Raw genomic sequence first — 19463 nt, 5'->3', positions numbered from 1 at the left:
CCTTCAAGGCTAGAAATATTTGTTCAAGATGGCAGCGGCAGGGTCTTCGTCAGTTTCTTCGCCAGGTGCTGGGCCAGGCCTCAAACCGCGCTCTCGCTCTGGCTGCGACGGTTGGTCTGCACTAGAGCTTGCCGTCGTCGAAGACTGCCTTGATGCGGGTATGCTTAATCCTGCGGGCTGACGTCCAAAGGCACGGCTTTCTAGCTCGGGTAACATATCCCGAATGGCCTGTCTTTCGCCTTGAAATTGAGCAAGCTCTTCATCGCTCATGGTGTTCGCTGCGCCAGGCGCGCTTAATATGCTTTCGATATCTTCTAGCCGACCCGTGTAATATTTGAGCTCGTCACGTGAGGAGTCGTTGCTGCGATTCAGCATTTGCCATGCCGCTTCGCGGCTGGGGGCTAAGCCATTGCTCACCAAATATTCGATATCTTTTTGCGTGGCTGTTGGCCGATCCCAATAATTGCCCCCTGACTGCGGCGCGCGACCAACCACCGACTCCAGTTTTCCAGTATCCATGTTTCGCTGTAGCAATGAACCGCCAGGCCCCTGCACTTGCTCCCAGCGCTCCTTCGAGTCACCACGCAGCAGGCTGAGTACCTGAGTGGCGCGCTGCTGGGCTTCTGGCGTGCGCATGGTGTTGCGAAGTAAACGCATACCCTGCACCTGCTCCACCAGCGCTTCGATCGGCACTGCCTTAATAAGATCATCCTCAGCGGTACCGCGCCCTTCGGTCATCGGCGCTCGGTAGATGTTGCCGTCCTCGCCCACTACTTCCAGTTCAAGCATAACGCTATGCCCGTCCGTGCCGGGGTACATGCCAACCACTCGCTTTTGGCCGCCATCGCCGCGGTTAATCTCAGCGCCAAACATTTGATTGAGGGCTTCCAGGCTTTCGGGATCGTTGGCGTCGACAGTGGTATCAGGGTCAATCACTGCCATGGCCTGGTTGATCGACGCGTCTGTCTGCGGGTCTAGCGCGGCCCAAAACTTCGGGTACCGGCGCAGGGTTTCCAGTTCATCCTCGGCTACATCCATGCCGGAGCCGATCTTGCCGAGCGTGAACTGTATTTCTTCCATATCGCGCTGCCGCTGCACATCTTCTTGCTGGGCACTGAACTGTTGCTTCTGCATGTCGAATTGCTCGGCTTGCATCGCATCCTGTTTTTCAGCGCGCTCATTCTGGAATTGCTGCTGCTGATACTGGTTCATCAGCCCAAAGCCCTGCGCGAAGCCACTGGCCAAGCCGCGTGTATCGAGTCCTGCCATGGTGACCTCCTAAAAGATTGAGCTGGCGAGAAAGCCAACGCCCGCGCCAATCGCAGCGCCTACTGGCCCTCCGGCCATCATGCCGATACCTGCGCCCGTGCCGATGGCGCTCATCTTCTGGGTTTTCTCGGCTTGCTCCATTTGCTCTTCGGCTTGCTTGGCTTGGCGCTGCTGGCCCGATAGATCACTTAGCCCCTGCATGGCCTGGCCTTCCATTTGTTGGCGAAGGCCTAATAGTCCGTAGCTCATTGGTTCATCACCCTGTCAGGAATATTGGAGAGGCCCATGCCGCCCGCCAGAATGGCGTCCTGACGATCTTGGGCAGAGATGCGTGCCTCATTGCCCGCACTCACCATGGAGGCGCTACGTTCTAGGCTGGTGCGACGCTCTTCGGCGGCTTGCTGCTGGGGAGTCTGGCTAATGCCGTACCCTTGGCGCTGCTGGGCAAGCCCTTGCTGGCTGCTGTCGAACGCCAAGCCCACGGCATTGCTGGCATTGGCAGCGGCTGCGCCTGGGGCGTTGTTGTCTTGGGCCACGCGGGCCAGCTCATCGACGTACGGCGCAAAGCGGTTCTTCCAGTCTGTCCATTGGGCGCGGTTGAGCTGGCCAAGTAGTTGTGAGGCTCCTTGGTCGCCGCGCATGGCTTGGCTTGGGTCAATGCGTTGCTGTGCCGTTTGAGAGGGCGCGTAATTAATCTGCCCTAGCGTGGGTTGGTATTGCATGGTTCCCCCTTACCCATTCCACAATTGGTTAGACACGTCGATAGCTGTCTGGCTAATGCCGCCATCCATACCTAATCCAGAATTGGGGGCACTTAAGTTATCTAGACCGTAAGCAGTTCCAGCGCCCGCCACTTGGCCAACCAGCTGTAGGTTGGCGCTGCGACGGTTAAAGCGCGTAGCAGCGGATTGCCGAGCATCGGCCGCCGACTGGCTGGCAACGCTCGATAACCCTTGCTGTGCTTGCCCTGCCTGCCCCTGGCCGATGGCCACAATATTCTGCAGGCCCTGCACCTGCTGGTTCTCTTGCTCAAACTGAGCGCGCCCGAGGGTTTCACCGCCTGCGCTGGCACCGCCCAGCGCGATGCCGCTCATCGTGGATTGCGCGCGACCGCTAGAAGGGTCGATGCCTGCTTGGCTTAACTGCAAACCCGCTTGGTCACTTGCCTCACTCACGGCCTGCTGCTGGCTTTGCAGCGTGCGGCCCGCGATGTAGCTCATATTGGCGTCGCTGGTCATATCGCCCACCGACTCCATGTACGCGTTCTCAAGCGGGGCTAGCTTCTCTTGGGCAAAGTTCCACTTTTCGGCAGCGACTTGGGCCAGCTGGCGTTGCTCAGGGGTATCCTTAACTGTGTTGTCACCACCGCCACCGCCGCTCACTGGTCACCCCCGTTCAGCGATGCGTCGACATCTTGCTGATACGTTTCGTCTTGCGTGGGGTCGAGTCCAGCCAAGTAGTCATCAAGGCCGTCTTCATGGAAGTGGTCGCGAATCGATAAGCTGACCTTGTTCATCCACTCATAGCCACCGACCAGATAGGCACACTGCGTCACCACGGCCGTTAACTGGTCGCGAAGCACGAAGGCTAGGGTTTTGTAGTGGCGGCTGTCAGAGCGCTCCAGGCACGCGCTATCACGCCAGTCTTGCAGTGCGCTGGCCATTAGCGGGCGTAGATAAGGTTCATGCTCGCGGTAAAACGGATTCGCAGGCAGCTCAATCAGCGCTTCCCAGAACGTGCGGATTAGCGTGGTGTCGGCTACTGGGTTGTCTTTATCAACGAGGTCGTCGAGCGTTTGGGAAATACGAAACAGCATCTCGCAAAATTGCGCGGCCGCTTCGTTATTGCGGAGTACGCCACGTAAAAACGTAGCTTCATTCTGGCGGGGCATGCGGCACCTCACGGTGGGGCAATTGAACAGTAATTATATCATCGTTAGTTGCTGCTTGAATCTATTAACTAGCATATGCATCTCAGATGCAGATGCTGCTTTGCGAACAAGAGACTTGGTTTTGATACGCGCCAACTCAATCTGTTGTGTCCACTTTTGACGCCTTTGATGCTGATGAAGCACAGAACTAACTAGCACATCCAGCGGCATTCCTACCTCGATAGCTTCGGCCTCCAAATACTCGCCTCCGCCCTGGTTGGCTTCTAGTAGTTTTTGACGATGCAGATCGAGCAAAGCAGGATCTACATACCGTTTATCCGCAGCCAAGCTGTCAATCAAACTCAGATAGTGCAGCTTCGCGGCCTCACGGCTTTTGAAAGTACACGCATTAAGCATTGCCAACAGTCACATCCTCGATGCAGTCTAAATAATCAAAGCGACCATTAAATGATATTTGATATGTTCCTGGCACATCATAGGTTATAGACAAAGGCTGGCTATCCGTAAGTGTGCTGACATTATTGGTTGAAACCTTTAGGCCAACAGGCAAGCCAGTTAGAACTACTGTCATCCCCTCTACTAATTTTTCGAACTGCAACATTTTTTTGTGTTTCACACTGCCAGAGGCAGTATCAACATAATGGCTTGCATCGCTAACAGCATCATCACAAGGAACATACAGATAAGGGCCTGACGTCACCTGTAAAATCTCTCCACGACTATTTGCCATAGCATAACGATATACGTGGTCATCCATGTTAGCTACCTCAAGGTTGCGATTAGGCCTATCGACCTACCAGTGATATTCCCATTGCCCCACACATACACACTAAATACGTTTGTGTTGGTCGTTCCTCCTACATGCGCTGAAACACTCATGGCTCCTGTGCCTCCTGGCCTAGCCACTACCACCTCGCCATCACGCCGTATTTCGAACCCATTAATCGAACCATCCGTAACACCAAACGACACGCTGACGAGCACATTTTGACCCTGAGAGTTAATCGAAGCCGCGATAATGGGTACTTTTCCCATGGTAGGAATAAAACTGAGTAGACTTGAGGCTGCAGAGGAGACGGGGATAGTGACGGCACGTCCTTTTATTTGGAGTGTGTCGACATACGCATCTCCTGTGAAAATTTTATTGCCATCTATCAGTGTAGAGCTGGGGCGCGTCCAGCTATCCGTTCGCCCTTTTGCTTCGCTGCCTTCCCTAGCTTCATTCTTTACCGTGTTGGCAGAGCGGCCATTCACTAGGTACGTGTCAGATGCTGTGTTGTCGGCCGTTCGATCTGCGTTTGCCGGTGGGCCTCCGGTTACCTGCGTAAATTCAACAGGGCCACGATACACGCCCTGATTGAACTCAACGGTGCCATTCTGCCGGATTCGCCAACCGCTTTGACCCGCGATGTAGTTACCTGACTGAACATCACCGTAAAACCGAGCCGCCTCAGCGACGCTTAGGTTATCTGCGTCAATTGCATCGGCACGGATTAAGCCACCTGCGGTTGTGACAGGCGTACCATCATCAAGAAAGAACTTACCAATGGTAATGGCACCTAGCTGGCCCTCTTGGATGGAGCCATTGCGAATCATGGCCATATTCATGTAGGCCACATCATTCACGATGGTGAACGGCCGCCGCTTGTTGGCATTCGTGCGTCCTACAAAGAAACGATCCACGTCAAAGCCCGCATCCACCTGGGAGCCGTCGTTGTAAACACCAAAGCCGCCCACCAGCCCATTCGCCTGAACCTGCACGGTGTACAACGCACCAAGGCTGGTCAGCTCGCCGTCGACTCTCGTAATTTCCGTCTCGAACGTCTGCTGCACACCTGCGAGGTTGTCGCCTAGCTCAGAGGCTACGGTCGTGACTTGGCTGGATAAGGCCTGCGTCTCAGAGGCGAGAAGGCTTTGCGTCTGCTCGATGGCGGCGAAAGCGTCCCCGAGCTCTACCTCTAGCCCATCGATTCTGCGCGCCGTCGCTTGCTTATCATCGGTGCGCACCTCTTCCAGCCCATAAAACGTTGCCGCCGCCGTTTTGCGCGTCGCTGACATCACCCGCTGAATCGAGCCCAGCAGCTCATCCTCTGCCGCCCTAATACGTGCTTCTTCGGATACCAGCACCACATCATCGCCCACCGACGCCATTAGGCTTTCTACGTCCAGCGCTAATGCGTCAACCGCCGACGACCAAGCCTCACGCTCGGCCACAATGTCAGCCGTATTATTTTGAGTTTGAGCTGTCAGCGTTTGAAGGTCGGAGGCCAGCGCGTCGATCTGAGTACTACGCGTCTCTGACTCGTTTTGAATAGACGCAGTATTGGCATTGAGCTGCGACAAAAACGCCTGTAGCTCATTCGCGACGGCTTGCTCCTGATCCGCCAGTGCCTGCTGAATTTGTTCGATCGCCGCGGTGACTTCGGGTATGTCGACTTCGGCAAACGTCACCAGCACGCGATCTACCAGCACGCTCTTACCTGTTCCCGATGTGTCGCCCCAAATCACCAGTTCATGCGACGCCCCGGCATTACCTGCCGGAACATCAACGATCACATCGTAAAACGCATACTCGCTGGTAGGCGTTAAGCGCACCCACTCGCCAAAGACACCGTCCACGCAGTAAGCAACGGCAAACTCACTACTGGCGTTACTGCTCGGACGCTTGGCATAAAGCGAAAAGCGCACTTCATTGCCTGCAAACTCGGTCGCTGTATCGGCATCCACGGCACGGCGTACGCCCCCTGTTTGCGGATTAGCGCTCGACTGCGAAGAGGTAATACGAGCCGCTTGCTGGCCTGCGTAAACATCGCTGGTTTCCGCAGCAAGAGCGTTGTTGCTGGTAGCAGACCAAGCGTTGAAGTCGCTCCCCGCCTCGAAACTGCTGGCAAGAGAGGGCCTAGCATCGAGGCGCGCCGATAAAATGCCAACCTGCGTCGACAACGAGCTGAATTGATCGGTGCGAATTTGCTGCTCAAGAAGAATCAGTGCTTCGTTATCGTCGACACTGCCAAACAACTGGTCGATCTGCGTAGCAAAGACTTCGTTGTCATTAATACGCACTTGCGACATAGAGTAGATCGAGGCCGCATTGGCATTGTAGGAAGCCGCTATCACGTTTTGCTGTAGAGCCAGCAAGCTGTCTTCTAGCTCAAGCTGCTCTACGGCTTGCGTTATCGCGGTCGTGAGATTCTCCACTTCCTGCTGAATCGCCTGGGCGCGCGCTTGAGCCTCAAACGTCAAGCCGTCGATTCGCTCCAGTCGCTCGCTATCAAGGGCGGCAATACGCGCCTCGCGCTCTTGGGACAAACGGTTCGCTACCGTGCCATCCAGTGATTCAGGGCCATTCAGAGCGGTATCAAGCTCTCCTATGCGGGCGATCTCTTCCTGCAGCGACTGCGCCAGAATACTGTTATCAATCTCTCCGGTGATTAGCTCGATGACATAGCCAAGGTCTGCTATCGGCGCGGCATAGGTGCCGTTAGGGCTATTGGGCGGCCCCTCTACATCTGCAATCGAGGTAAACGTGATCCAGTAGTAATAACCCTTGAGCTTTGTGGGGTCGTTAGGGTCAACCGCATCGTCACGCACGTAGTCGGTATAGAAGCTCCCGTTCTCGCGACCAATCAGCTCCGCGTTTGCGAAGTTATCTTCTTCGCTGCGAAAGATGCTGGTATAGGCATGGTTGCGGTACTGCTGGCCGGGAATCGTCCAGCTCAGATTGATCATGCCGTAGAAACCGCCCTGCACATCAAAGCCTGCAGGCGCGGGAGGAATTGTGAGATCAGGAGCGGGCGGCAGTGCACCAGAATCCAAGTTCCCATCCTGGCCAGGGCGCATACCGGGCTTTAACCGCCCAATGCCGCTATCCAGAATATCGCGCAGCGTTACTTTGCGATCTAAGGGGTCGCCGCGCACGCCTTCACCGGTTTCCAGAATCTCCGTCATGGCGGCAATCAGGGGGCGTAACTCGCTCGGTGCCTTGGGCGGCACGGGCGGCAGTGTCCGACGGCGTCGGTTCATGGGCACCTCACGGTGAGCCTGAAAGGGTTAAATCAATTCGCTAGGGGAAGTCGCGATCTGGATGGACTGCACTTCGTGGCTACTTTGAATCTCGATCTCCCAATCACGGCACAAGGTGTAACCCGCCGGAAGTCGAAACATGCCGGAATTGGGAACTTGCGTATCCAGCACTTGGTTGCCGTCTGCAAGAATGATGAGGCGAACAGGGTAGTCGGACGCAATCAGCTTGCCGCAGGTAAAGCCTGCGCTGCCTGGAGGTACTTCATGCAAGCGCGAACGCCACGTGTAAGTCATTGGCACGCCCTGTCCCCATGCGCTAATAGCATCGTCTTGGATCAGGTAAAGCGCACCTGCTGCTATGTCGTGATACCCGCCGCTGGCATCGATATCCAAAAACTCAACGCCTTCACCGGGCGTAAACACCATGCAGCCACCTTCATAGAAGGCAAGGTAACGACCATCGTAACGATAAGCGTGCATCGTCTCAGGATTCAGCGCTTGCCACTGGTCTTTGGTAAACACCTCGGCAGTCACCACGCGGGCATCACGACCCCCGGCAGCAACTAGCCCTTCGTGGCCTGCGTAAATAACGTACTCGCCCATATCCACTAGTGAGCGCGCGGATATGCAGGGCTGGTCAACGTCTAATTGCATGGGCGACATAGCTTCAGGACTGGCACCACTGACAAGGTAGGGCTGCCCTTGCGTGGCCACGATCAAGCCCGACGACGTAGCGCCAATGGCGACGATGTTGTCTTTGAAAGCCAACTGGTAAGCCACTGGCCACGCGTGCGGCAAGTAAGCCTCGCTAAAGCACAACGTGTTTTCAAAGAATCCGGCGAGAATGCCGCCAGGGAGAGCCGTTAACCCGTGCAAGCGAGCATCAGGCATATCCCACTCCACCGAGGGCAATGCGCGTCCAAGCTGGGCGCTAGTGATATTGTCGAAGTATTCCGTGTTGGCGATGTTCACATCGGCCACGTACTGGTAAATGCCACCCGATTCTGCGCGGTAAATGCGTTTCGTCACAATGTCGTGACTACCGCTCGGCACGCTTGGCAATGCCAGCTGCACCTCGCCACCCGCAGGCGCGCCACTGACCATATCCCAACGCTCAATGATATTGCTGGGCGCACTGGGCGGCCCCTCCTCACCAAAGCGAGAGATCAGCGTGACTACGTACGAGGTTTCCAGCGTGGTCGGTGGGCGTTCGCTGATAGGTGTCCGCCCACTTGGGGGGGTCGCTGACGGCGCATTTGTAGGCGCGGGAATGCCCAAGCGGAAGCTATTGCCGGGGTATGGCGGCGTGCCGCTGGTAATATCGCTAATGCCACCCATCTTTGGCGGGCCATCACCGGTCCAGTACACGCGTGAAAAGTCGTCATTCGCGAGCGGCAACTTCACAACGTCAACGTTCTTTCCAAGGCCCCACGTCAACCAGTAACCCTGGCCTTCATTTCCCGCTGGGTAGCGGTAAAGCGTGGAAGGGTTCGCCACCGTGCTAAGTGACTCAACCGCGAGCGGTGCACGTTCGGGCTTGAGCGTACCCCGTTTCAGGTAAACATTTCGCGCGAGTTGGGCATTGTTTTCTGGCAGTAGCCGCGCGCTTAAGATCGGCAGCTCGCCGCGAAAGGCGCTATGTTGGATTTTCAATATGTCCACCTTTCAGGCATAAAAAAACCGCTTACGCGGCCGTTGTTCTGATACGTTTTGCTGCCCTACCAGCTGATAGCGTTTACGGCCTCATCTGTCCCAGCCGTCTTCACCGCTTTAACCAGCCGCTGCCGCTTCCCCGTCAACTGCTGAAACTGCGTGAAACGCTCGGCATTACTCACCACCGCTTCGCACAGCTCGGCCAGCGTTTCGGTGCCGTGTTCACCGTTCCGACCTATCAGAATGTTGTCGAGCACAGGCGTTGCCGGGGCGTCGCCTTGCGGGGCTGCGTGCCAATCCAGAAACGCCCGCGCCTCGCGGTTCTGTTCTGTCCAGCTTTGCTGCTCGATCTCGGGATACTCTTTAATCAACGGCTCGGCGGCGGCGGTGTAAGCGTCGTTGATCTCTTTGATCTTTGACGCTTGGGCCTCTGCTAAAAGCTCGGCGTCGGTTTTGGGCAGCGTAACTTCTGCATCTGCTAACCAGCTCATGGGGTGGGCTCCTGTTCTTCTTCGGGCACTACGTCGTACATCGGCAGCTCAATCGGGCCGTTGTGGTTTTCCAACACAATGGGCGCAGGGAACCGCGTTTCGTGCGGGGCGTTGGGACCGTGGCCTAAGCGGATCGTGCATTCGTACTCGCTGCCGTTGCGCTTCACGGTGCCGAGTTCGGGATGTTGAGCGGTCGCGCCGTCGGGTAGTTCAGAAAGGTCGTAGTCGGTGCCGTTGACGGTTAGTACCGTGCCTGAGATTGCGGCGGTAGTTTCTTCGTCACTGCGGACGGGAGAAAGATTTAGTGTAAGTTTCATGGGTGCTCCTTAGTACCAGCGGCCGATGGCGATTACTTCGTATCTGAGGTTAGAGACCGTCACGGCGGATGTTCTGTATGCTCTAAGGGACGTGCTATTGTTAGATGTCCCTGAATCACCCAGCCCAGCCCATGTGCCGGATGCACCAAACGACGATCCCAATGAAACTACAGGGTTGCTAATAAAAGCCGCGGGAAAACTTACATTTATAGACGGTGTTGAAAATAAAGCCCCCAAAGGTGAAAAAACACCACTTGGGAAGGTGCCTCGTAAAAAGCATATGAGCGTCCCATCAGCGAACTTTACATAGTCCCCGTTCGCGTTACTCCCACGCTCAATAACCGCACCCGTCGGTACACCGCCTGATTGGGACACGGCGCCTAAAATGTTTTTATCATGTAACAGCTTAAAATCGAACGATGGACTTCCCCCTACCCAGCCCCTTATAACTGCGCCCAAATTAGAAAACATTAATCGAATAGAATGCCCGGAACTGAGTCTGTACAAATCGACCCCAGGCCAATACTTGGCTCCCAACAAATCATTGCTACCAGGTGCCCCAGCACCAAAATAAAACTGGTTAGCAGAGGGTGCCGCATTAAAATCCGATAATTGGTAACCTTGCCCCCCCAGTCCAAACGCCCCTTGGGCCATCAAATCCCCAGGCCCCGTTACCCCCCGGCCACCAAACACATCAACAATCCCCTGCACTTGCGCGCGGTCGGGGAACTCTGCAATCAGCGACGCGGTTGAACCTGAGCGCCGGTAGAGGCGCATATACGCACCGCTGCCCGGTACGCTGAAATACTTGCCATCGGCCGTGTTCTGCCGCCCTTCCGTGATCGTCGGATAAATGGCGCTAAGGCCCATCGCCGCGTCGCGGAAGCGAACCACCTCCTCTTGCAACGCGGCGTTTGTTTGTTCTAGCTGTACAACAGCTTGCTCGAATGACATACGACCCCCTAGATAAATCGGCGTGGTTGAACGCGCGCGCCCTGCTGCTGCCCGTAAACCGATAGGCGATAAGCGTCGTTAATACCCGCCTTAAAGTAGGTTTCGTGGTAAGCCGCCTGCTCGACGCTGCGCCACGGCTGAGGCAATAGCAGCAATCGATGAGTCGCGCCGTGGCGCAGCGTCTCAAAGTGCTGGCGGCGCAAATCGTCTGGCAAGCTGCCGTCGCTAGTCGGCTTGACGGCAACACGCGCTGTAAACGTATCGCCATCGCCCACCCGATGAATGCTTACGCTTTCCGGCGATAGCTGCTCATAGTCGACGCCTGGGGTCATAACGCGGACGTCACGGAAGAGCGTAAGCACCCGCACGCAATGGGTGCCCTCGGGAGCTATCACGACTCCCTCCTGTGTTACAGGGGCGTCAACGATCCAGCCATTGCCGTCCTGACACAGCCGGAACTCTGCCCATTTGATAGCGTCGCGAACGGTCATTAGTGGCGATTCAGGAACGTCCTGCACCACTGTTTGTAGCAAATCCATTACTGACGCGTCCGCGGCGGATTGGATGAGTTGTCAGGCGCGTTCGGTGAAATAGCTCGCGCCACTTCCACCTTTTGGCCCAGCGCCCCCATATACGCCTGCATGTGCATCTGGGCGCGGTTAAGGTTGGCCGCGTGTTCAGCGTCTTTGGAGTAGGCGCGGTACAAGATGTAATCGGTAATCACCGGTGCGTAGCTGTCATTGAGCCGTATGGTTTCAGCTTCTAGACCGGTAAGGCCTAGCGCTACATCATGCGGCGATGGCGTCGAGGAGTAGATCAACTCAACCTCAGCGCCTACAGCAGCGGGCGGATAAACGTAGAATCGCGTAGGGTCTTGGTCATCGAACATGTACTGCTCGATATCCACGCTTGGGTCATCGCCATGCCAGCTCCGTCGCGTGGTATCTAGTGAGCGCCGCGTGGTCACCATGATGCCCATCTTCTGGCTAGCGGCAGCGGTATTGCGTACCACGTCAATCAGACGCATGCCATCGCTAGGAATTTCTTGCCGAGTGCCAGCGACGAGCTCAACGCTGGTATTGATCGCAGAGGCATCGGGCTTGATCTGGACAATGGCCTGGTAGGCTTCATTCAGCCAACCGATCAGCTCTTCGTTCGTCCAGCGGGTACCGGCGGCCGTCACTTCCTGCAACACCAGCTTGGTGTTACGAATGACGGTGCCTACAGTCGTGACGGCCATCGCTTACACCTCCTGCATGTAACGGTTTTTAGCCAGCGCAGCCGTCCACGGGAAGACGCGCCCATTCTTCAGATGCTTAAGCATCCGTCCTTGATACTTAGGCTTTTCGTGCTCTTCAGGCTCGGTTGGCATCTCGTTAGGTGTAAGCTCTTCAGACGTGGTGACGCCCTGCTCTGCTAGCGTTTCGGCGGCCTCCAGCAGCTCGGCCCGGATGGTCTCAACGCCTTGGCGCTTATTGAGCTCAACACCTAGCTTCTCGGCTAGTGGGTCGAAATCATCCTTGGTCACCGCGTCTTCAATTTGCTCAATCAGTGTCTTGGTCATGCGTGTTTCCTCACGGAAAGTAAAACGCCACCCCGAAGGGTGGCGATATGGAGCGCTTAGGCGGCGCGCTCGGCGTACAGGTGGCCCATGGCGTTGGGGTCAATGACCTCATAGCCAAAGACGTTCAGGCCGCGCACCAGCTGGCCGAAGTCCTGCGGGTTAGGCAAGTTCTCCATCTTGGTCATCTGCGACGCGAAGGTGAGCGCCTTCTTGTGACCAAAGATTGCGTTAGTAGCCTGCCGTGTGGTGGTGGCGTCTGTGACCTTCGACATGTTGTTGCTGATATACACGTCGAAGCGGTCCAGCATCCCTACCTTGCCGTTACGGAACACGGAGGTGTTATCACCCATGGCGCTCGCGTCGCGCAGGTCGGACTTCTTGAGCATGCCGTTCATCCAGGCGGGCAGAACAATCCAGCGGCCGTCGTCAGGCACGTTCTGCTCATCCAGTACCGAACCACAATCCACCAGCACATCGAGGATGTTGGTTTTGTCCACGGATACTGGCGCGCCCGCCTCACCCATGTTGTACCCGCCAGACTCACGACCAGCGGCAGCGCCTGCGTTCTCTGCGGCCGCGTCGGCGAACACGTCACCGAGAATCACCTTGTCGATGGCGATCTTCATCTGCTGGCCAGCATCGTCCGACCAGTTATCCATCAACTTGATATCGGCTTGATACTCGTCAACGTCGTTCACCTCAAAGGCAAAATACTTCGCCTTGTCGATGTGCAGCTCGACCTTGTCGCTGGTCGGCTTCTCGTAGTTGAGACCGCCGCCAACTTCATAGTCGCGGATGGTGATAGACGGCGTGGTGCGAATCATCACCGTATCACCTTGCGACTTGATCTCACCCTCGTAGTCAGTGTTGGAGATTTCAGCGAAACAGGTTCGCTGATACAGCTTTTCAACCATCTTTCCCGACCAGACCTGCGGGATAAACCCGGAGGCAGACGTGCTGGAGTAGTCGGGATGCGATGCGTCGCGTGTTGGACCTGCCATTGGAATACCCTCTTATCGCCTCACGGCGAGGAATCGGAACCGCCAGCCGGGTTATCGAACCCGGCCTTCACGTTGGGCGGCAAAAATATCGGCTTCCAGGCGTTGCGCTTCGTCAGCGGAGTAGCGGCCAGCAGTCTTGTCGCGATAGAACTGCGTAATGTCGGCACCGGTCCACAGCTTCCCGCCTTGGGCTTGCGGTGTGGGCGCTGCTTTCGTGGTGCGCGGCTCTACTTGCTCATCGGGGACTTGGCGCTGCTGCTGCGTTGGTTTCGCCTGATTCAGATAGAGTTTGAAAACGTCGGCCACCCCTTTGGCGTCTAGGTTCTGTTGCGCCTGACTGAGGGCCTGTTGGTACTGCTTGCCTGTTTGTGGGTCGAACTTACTGAGGAATTGCAGGAAAGCGGCTTCGCTGTTGACCTGTCGGAAATTGGGCACCGCTTGCTCTAGGCTCACCCAAAAGCGTGCTTCAGCGTCTTCGTGCTTCTCGGATTCGAGACGATCCAGGCGCTCCTGCAGCTCTTTGGTGTTACCGGCATCAGCTGGGGCCGCTCCCTTTTGGGTCATGCGCTCGATAAACGTCACCAGGTCTTCGCCATACTCCTGCTTGAAGTGGGCGAGCTGTTCGTCAGTAATGCCGCTGTTATCGGGCGCTTTATGCTCCTGCGCTTTCAGTTGCTGGTCTTTGCCCGCAACCTGCTCTTTCAGTTGTTCAACCTCTTGGCGCAGCGCTGGCAGCTCGCTGTTGTACTTGCCTTGCAGCACTTGAAAGCGGTGTTGCCAGTAAAGGGCGTCTTGGCTTTCAGGCTTAGGCTCGTCCTTCGGTGGCTCAGCGGGTTGCGCGTCGGGCTTGGCAGTGTCCGGCTTCTCAGCGTCGCGTGGCGGGTTTTGCTCACGATCAGGAGCCTTGGCCTTATCGGCGTCGGGATTCTCTGGCTCGCGGTCAAAGTGCTTAGCGGCAGCGGCAGCTTGTGCCTGTACGGACTGGGGTAGTGACATTTCAACTCCTATGACGCCTCTCGGCGTGTCTGTGAGCCGGGCTTAGCCGGGGTTCACGATTCGGGTAACGGGTTCAACCTGCAGTGTTGAGCGTTGCCCACAAAAAAGCCGCCTCCAAAGAAGCGGCTTGCTTGTGAGGCCGGGCGAACCCGGCTACTTGAAACGTTTATCAATTACCTCGCGTGCGGTTTTCAGCTTTTCGATCAAACCGGCCAACGCGGTCGCCTCGCCCTGCTTGCGCGCAATCTCGTTACTGTCGCGGCATTGCTCCAGCTGGTTGCGACAGTCCTCGCGCTGGGAGTTGAGGATATCCAGAAGATGCTGGCCCTCGGGGCTGGCGTGGATTCGCGACAGGGCTTTCCATTGCGGCTCGTTCATTCTGGCCTCTCTGCGTTTCGGCAATGAGCTTAGCGATCTCTGCCAGCAGGTGTTGGGCATCCAGCGGTGCCATTTGCTGGGCGATCTGGGTGTCGGCTTGGGTTTCGGCCGCGTCGGCGCCGTACTTCTGCGCCTGAGCCTGCTTGACGGCCACTTCAGCCTGCGCCTTGGCTTGCTCAATCTGTTGTTGAGCCTCTAGCTGCGCTTGCTGTGCCTTCTGCTGCTCGGCTAGGTTCTGCTCCATTTGCTCTTTCGTGGGAATCAGGCCTGGCATATCCAGCTTCTCAGCCACGCTATCCAACAGCTTGCGACGGCCTTCCATGCCCACGATGCCCATGTCCATTTCATTTTGAGTCAGCTGCAGGAACTGCTGGCGTAGCATGTTCGTCTGCTCGCGAATCAGCATGGCAGAGCTACCACGCGCGACAACGTTGCAATCACCTTTGATGCTCGGGTCTTCGCTGTACTGCATGTTGTAGAGCCAAAGCGCCTCGATCACTCGGCGCAACACGCCGCGGTCAATATGCCGGATGGCGTCTTTGATCCCCTTATTCGCGGATTCCATGAGCATCGATAGGCCACTCGCAGTATTACCAGCACCGCCTACGTTCTCATTGCCATAGGTGTAGCGAGGGATGTTGGTCGCATCATCGGCACGTCGTTCAAACTGATCGTAAACAGCGAGCAATTCAGCCGCGTTACTGCTGGGCTGGTAAAAACGAACGGCGGCGTTATTACCGGTGACCTGACTGTCTTTGGTACGCCAGATTTTCCACGGATAAATGTTGGTCGGGTCTTCCTGAGGTTGCAGGCGGTCTTCATACACTTCCACTTGCGGCCCAGAGGAAATAGCGAGGTTGTTAACCAAGCTGCGTGCCGTGGCGTTGCACACGTCTTGAATATCAGCCATCAGCTCGGGGATAGCCTGGCCCCAGAAGCTGCCTGGTACCGGTTGATAGCTCGCCTTGTGGTAAGGTCGACGCTCCAACGGGTCGCGGTTGATGCGCACGCGTATAACGTGCTGACCAATCAAGATGGCTTCAATCTCATACTCTGCCAACGGGTCTTCAATATCGTCGGGATTGACGCCCCACTGCAGTAGCGTTACGCCCTGGGCACCGCCGGAGTAGATCAGCCCGTCAATGGTTTCGCCGTGGGTTAGCCATTCATGCCCGCGCCCTTCTAGCTCGGCCCGCTCTCCATCGGTCCAAAGCCAGTCGCGTAAGCCGCCTTGGCCATACTGCTCCAGAACACGACGGATAGATTCTTCATTGAATGACGGCACACCAATCAGTTGGTTGAGCTGCATTCGGGTAAAGCGTGCACGCTCAATGATGAACGCGCCGTCATCCACATTGGTGGCGTCTGGACTGGGATACATATCGAACGGTGATACCCGTTCAAACTCAGGCCGGATAGTGGTGCTCTTGACCGGCTGCCAGCCTTCTAGCCATTCCAGCGTGGGCACGCGACGCAGGATGGGTGCGCGCACGAACGCAGCGGGATAAGTGACAAAGTCGTCAACGAACTGCTCAAACGCCTCACTCCAGCCGCCTTCGGCTAGCTGATCGGCTATCACATCTTCATGGCGCTCGGCGGCTTCCTCTGCCTTCTCTTGCGCCATTTGCCGCACTTGCTCGCGCGCCTGTTCGATCAGCGCTGCCATATCAACTTGCTGGCCTTCTTGCTGTGCCTGCGCTGCCTGTTGCTGTAGCTGTTGAAACACGGGCATCACGTACTCATCGGGTACGTCAGCCACTGGTGTAGGCTGTAGGCCCCAAGGCTGTTCATTCGCAGGCATCATGATGTCGCGAATCCAAGCCCCGGCGGCGCGACACTTGGTGGCGGTCAGCATCATGTAAATCTCAGCACCGCCCTCCTTGCGGATAGCAGCCAGCTTGCTCGGGTCGTACTCGCCTTTACGGCGGCGAAGGCAATCCAGCAAGCGGTATTCGACCTCCTGCTTAGCGGTCTTGGCGGACTCCCATGAACGGCGAATATGCGCGCCCAGTGAAGACTCCATCAGCTGGCGACAACGCTCTTCCTCTGCGGCCATTTGCTGGGCTTCGGAAGCTTGCTCGGCGTGCAGGGTCGACGCTGACTTGTACTGCAGCAGTCCCAAACTAGCCATTAGCAGCACCCTGCGTTAGCGCCTTGTAGATAGCGGCATCGGCAGCACGCTTATGGGTACGCATGCGCTGTACGTTGCGGCGCATCGGCCCGAGCTGCTTGAACAGGTCAGTGATATAGCCAGCAGGGTCGTCTAAAAACTCCAGCAGCTTGACGTTAAACGTCACGCCCATGTTGCCCTCGACCTCAAATTGCAGCCGCATGCCTGGCTCTGGCGTGGTCACCTTCTCCTCGATGATGATCATATCGATCTGCACATGCCCCACGTCCGGGCGAACGCGTTTAGAGGCAATCGGGATATTGTGCTTCATCAGCTCCTGCGCAATCCCCATCGCAGCATCACGGGCGAACTTCTCAATGTCACGGCTTTGCAGTCCCGCTAGGCGCAATGCTGCCGTGCGCGCCCGCTGTTGCTGCGAGCCGTTCGGGGTGGTGTGAATCATAGCGCCTCCCGGCGGGGTGATTAGGTGTGAGCGTTCCAGCCGCCACGCGACTCGCGGTTAGAGGAGGTGGTGGGCAGCTGCGCCCTGGTAAACAGCGATGACCGCGCGAGGGTTTCCAATGCCTTGGCGCCGTGTGAGGCCCAATCGTGGCGAGGCGTCGACTTATACACGCCGCGCTTGTCGTCCCACTCTTTTCGATAGTTGTCGAGGCACAGCACGCCCTGGTGGCAGGCCTCCTCGTCTATCCAGCACATCGGCAGGAACTGGCGCGTGGCCTGCACGCCCTCGGCGTGGTTCGAAATGCGCGGCACCGTTTCGAAGTTGATGCCGAACCCCTTGGCGACGTCGGCGCGGCTCTTGCCAGTACCCAACTCCCTAACGGCAAGGTCGTGCGGGCCAAAGTGGCCACCATAGCGGTAGCCCTTCTTGTTGAGTAGATCAGCGTAGTATTCGATGCCTTCGCCCTCGCCTTCTAGGTAGTCCACCAGGTGCACTTCACGCCCAACGACCTGGGCAAACCAAATCGCCATGGTGTCGTTCATGCCCAAGTCCCATGCGGTGTAAACCGGAAGGCTGGGGTTCACCTGGACTTGGCTAGTGAGTCGCTTGTTCTTACGCAGGAACTGCATTTGCGTGGCGAAGTACGCCCCTTCCACCGACTGGCTAAACGCTTCCTCTGGTGTGCTGGGGTATTCCCGCTGCATATCATCCTGCAGCTTTTCGGCTTTCTTGGCGTACCAGGCGCGCTGCCCGTCGGTCGTTTTGATGCCGTGCTTGTGCTCAAGCTGCTCGAAGTATTCCGCCAGACGCTGAGGTATCACGACGCCCTTGGGGCTCATCGTGTAGGTTGGCTCTTGCCACCATGGAAAGAAATGGAACTGAAAGTCCATTTCCGTCAACGTGCGGCCCATTTCCTTGAGCTGTTGCGCGGTTTGGCAGTAGTCGAAGAAATAGCCTTCACGCCCTTCGGCCGTCGACTCCAGCGTAATTTGATTGCCAATACCTACGGCTTCAAACGCACCGGTGACGATCTCTTTGGCCTTGTGCGGGAACTGGCGGCAGATTTTGCCGAACTCCGACACATGAAGCCGTTGCAGCGTGCCGCCACGGTACGACGTGGAAACCTTGATGCTTGAGCCGTTATCGAAAACGTAAGCGCCGGAACCTGACTTATCGCTGATAGCCTTAGGTATCTTGGTACCCAGCATTTTCAGCAGCGCGTGCCAGGCGTCGTCGATGTTCTCGTAAGCGAAGGTGATCTTGTTTCTGAATATGTCCTGCGCATCTTCGAGCTTGTGACAGATACAGCCCGCGGAGAAGTTGTCCTTGAACAGGCAGTCATCCAGCGCGTCGATCATCTCGAAGGTGGTGAAGCCCAGCTGGCGGGCCTTCAGTATTAGGTCAAGACAGTGGCCGTGCAGATAGCGCTCCCGCTGGGCGGCATTGGGCTTAAAGCGAACCTTCTTGCCTGACTTATCCTTGATCTTGTACAGCGAGTTGAGCCGAAACCACTTGAGCGATAGCGCGGCCAGCAGGTCGGCTTTATCGGTGAGCCTGCCCTTGGCGTGGGCTCGCAGGTAGGCTTCTGCGCGCTTGACCTGGCGTGACCGCTCACTCGGCCCCAGAATCACTTGGCGCGACCTCTGCCATCAGCTCTTCAAACGACTTCACGCCTTCATCTTTATCATTGGCGTCCAAACCGTAGTTCTGTCGCTCCAGCTTGATAACGCGGTCGAGAGCCTGAGTGCCATGGCCCATACACTTGCCGACATACTCGAGCGGCACATCGATCTCGGCAGTCCCGCCCGTGGGTAGCTCGACAGCGATCTTGCCTTCGGCTAGCTGGCTCTCCAGCAGCACAGCAAAGCGCTCAGTAATGCACCGCCAGCGCTCAAGGGTTTTTCTGTGCCCCTTCACGACTGCGGCATTCTCGTTTGCGGCCTGCTCGACCACATCATCATCAAGCGCGGCTTGCGCTTCTGGAGGCAGCGATGCCCGAGAAATTTTCTGCTGCGTACGCTCACGGACGCGATCAGTTAGGTCTTTCTCCCAACCGTACTTTCGAGCACGTCGGGAAATGGTGGAGCGGTTCACGCCGTGCCGTGCTTCAAGCTGGGCCAGAGAGAAACGGCCGGTCCTGTATTCCCGCTCGATCAGCTCCCAGTCGTTTCGTTTAGCCATAAAAAAACGCCGCCATTACTGGCAACGTCTCCATAGAATAGGTGCCGGACGCTTCACAGCGTGCGGCGTGAGTGGCGGTGCCTCACGGCATGGCCTTTTGGGCGGCGCTTCACAGCGCGGCATGTCGCCTCACGGCGAGCAATAAAAGTTAAGATTCTTTCGGAATTCAGTA

At 56.8% G+C, this 19463-nt stretch carries 21 protein-coding genes; all 21 read right to left on the bottom strand.

Translation table 11 applies throughout. The annotated features are described in order from the left end of the window. Positions 1-9: 9 nt before the first annotated feature. Entirely contained in the window at positions 10-1269 is a 1260-nt protein-coding gene (locus FRH_RS14850; RefSeq protein ID WP_281997141.1) for a hypothetical protein, read from the bottom strand. Positions 1270-1278: 9 nt separating this feature from the next. Further along, on the bottom strand, positions 1279-1518 hold the full coding sequence (locus tag FRH_RS14845; protein WP_281997140.1) for a hypothetical protein: 240 nt from the start codon (positions 1516-1518) through the stop codon (positions 1279-1281). Further along, positions 1515-1991: a hypothetical protein gene (locus tag FRH_RS14840; protein WP_281997139.1), complete on the bottom strand. Its 477-nt coding sequence runs from the start codon at positions 1989-1991 to the stop codon at positions 1515-1517. Before FRH_RS14840 ends, FRH_RS14845 begins: the two co-directional genes overlap by 4 nt. A 9-nt stretch (positions 1992-2000) precedes the next feature. Continuing rightward, a complete protein-coding gene (locus tag FRH_RS14835) occupies positions 2001-2651 on the bottom strand; it encodes a hypothetical protein (RefSeq protein ID WP_281997138.1) in 651 nt (216 codons plus the stop codon). Next, entirely contained in the window at positions 2648-3160 is a 513-nt protein-coding gene (locus tag FRH_RS14830) for a hypothetical protein (protein WP_235253352.1), read from the bottom strand. The genes FRH_RS14835 and FRH_RS14830 overlap by 4 nt, the downstream gene beginning before the upstream one ends. A gap of 33 nt (positions 3161-3193) precedes the next feature. Continuing rightward, on the bottom strand, positions 3194-3562 hold the full coding sequence (locus tag FRH_RS14825) for a hypothetical protein (protein WP_281997137.1): 369 nt from the start codon (positions 3560-3562) through the stop codon (positions 3194-3196). Next, positions 3549-3917, bottom strand: a complete 369-nt coding sequence (locus tag FRH_RS14820) for a hypothetical protein (protein WP_281997136.1) — start codon at positions 3915-3917, stop codon at positions 3549-3551. The genes FRH_RS14825 and FRH_RS14820 overlap by 14 nt, the downstream gene beginning before the upstream one ends. Before the next feature lie 5 nt (positions 3918-3922). Beyond that, a complete protein-coding gene (locus FRH_RS14815; RefSeq protein ID WP_281997135.1) occupies positions 3923-7183 on the bottom strand; it encodes a hypothetical protein in 3261 nt (1086 codons plus the stop codon). 27 nt (positions 7184-7210) lie between these two features. Next, positions 7211-8836, bottom strand: a complete 1626-nt coding sequence (locus tag FRH_RS14810; RefSeq protein ID WP_281997134.1) for a hypothetical protein — start codon at positions 8834-8836, stop codon at positions 7211-7213. Between the two features lie 65 nt (positions 8837-8901). Next, complete coding sequence (locus FRH_RS14805; protein WP_281997133.1) at positions 8902-9327, bottom strand: hypothetical protein; 426 nt, start codon at positions 9325-9327, stop codon at positions 8902-8904. Then, positions 9324-9644 carry a hypothetical protein gene (locus tag FRH_RS14800; RefSeq protein WP_281997132.1) on the bottom strand — a complete coding sequence of 107 codons (321 nt, stop codon included), beginning with the start codon at positions 9642-9644 and terminating at the stop codon, positions 9324-9326. Before FRH_RS14800 ends, FRH_RS14805 begins: the two co-directional genes overlap by 4 nt. Positions 9645-9653: 9 nt before the next feature. Then, positions 9654-10598, bottom strand: coding sequence for a hypothetical protein (locus tag FRH_RS14795; RefSeq protein WP_281997131.1), 945 nt, complete (start codon positions 10596-10598; stop codon positions 9654-9656). An 8-nt stretch (positions 10599-10606) separates the two neighbouring features. Beyond that, positions 10607-11137 (bottom strand): hypothetical protein, encoded by a 531-nt coding sequence (locus tag FRH_RS14790; protein WP_281997130.1) that lies wholly within the window; start codon positions 11135-11137, stop codon positions 10607-10609. Continuing rightward, positions 11137-11838 carry a DUF6682 family protein gene (locus FRH_RS14785; protein ID WP_281997129.1) on the bottom strand — a complete coding sequence of 234 codons (702 nt, stop codon included), beginning with the start codon at positions 11836-11838 and terminating at the stop codon, positions 11137-11139. Before FRH_RS14785 ends, FRH_RS14790 begins: the two co-directional genes overlap by 1 nt. 3 nt (positions 11839-11841) lie before the next feature. After that, positions 11842-12162 carry a hypothetical protein gene (locus FRH_RS14780; protein ID WP_281997128.1) on the bottom strand — a complete coding sequence of 107 codons (321 nt, stop codon included), beginning with the start codon at positions 12160-12162 and terminating at the stop codon, positions 11842-11844. A 56-nt stretch (positions 12163-12218) separates the two neighbouring features. After that, positions 12219-13163 (bottom strand): P22 phage major capsid protein family protein, encoded by a 945-nt coding sequence (locus FRH_RS14775; RefSeq protein ID WP_281997127.1) that lies wholly within the window; start codon positions 13161-13163, stop codon positions 12219-12221. 51 nt (positions 13164-13214) lie between these two features. After that, positions 13215-14159, bottom strand: a complete 945-nt coding sequence (locus FRH_RS14770) for a hypothetical protein (protein ID WP_281997126.1) — start codon at positions 14157-14159, stop codon at positions 13215-13217. Between the two features lie 250 nt (positions 14160-14409). After that, a complete protein-coding gene (locus tag FRH_RS14765; RefSeq protein ID WP_281997125.1) occupies positions 14410-16668 on the bottom strand; it encodes a hypothetical protein in 2259 nt (752 codons plus the stop codon). Continuing rightward, a complete protein-coding gene (locus tag FRH_RS14760) occupies positions 16661-17110 on the bottom strand; it encodes a hypothetical protein (RefSeq protein ID WP_281997124.1) in 450 nt (149 codons plus the stop codon). Before FRH_RS14760 ends, FRH_RS14765 begins: the two co-directional genes overlap by 8 nt. A gap of 20 nt (positions 17111-17130) precedes the next feature. Then, positions 17131-18741: a terminase gene (locus FRH_RS14755; protein ID WP_281997123.1), complete on the bottom strand. Its 1611-nt coding sequence runs from the start codon at positions 18739-18741 to the stop codon at positions 17131-17133. Then, positions 18722-19291: a hypothetical protein gene (locus FRH_RS14750; protein ID WP_281997122.1), complete on the bottom strand. Its 570-nt coding sequence runs from the start codon at positions 19289-19291 to the stop codon at positions 18722-18724. Before FRH_RS14750 ends, FRH_RS14755 begins: the two co-directional genes overlap by 20 nt. Positions 19292-19463 lie beyond the last annotated feature (172 nt).

The sequence above is a fragment of the Halomonas sp. A020 genome (assembly GCF_027943625.1).
Lineage (GTDB): Bacteria > Pseudomonadota > Gammaproteobacteria > Pseudomonadales > Halomonadaceae > Vreelandella > Vreelandella piezotolerans.
Note: the sequence above shows the minus strand (reverse complement) of the source record. Positions and strands in the feature narration are given on the sequence as shown.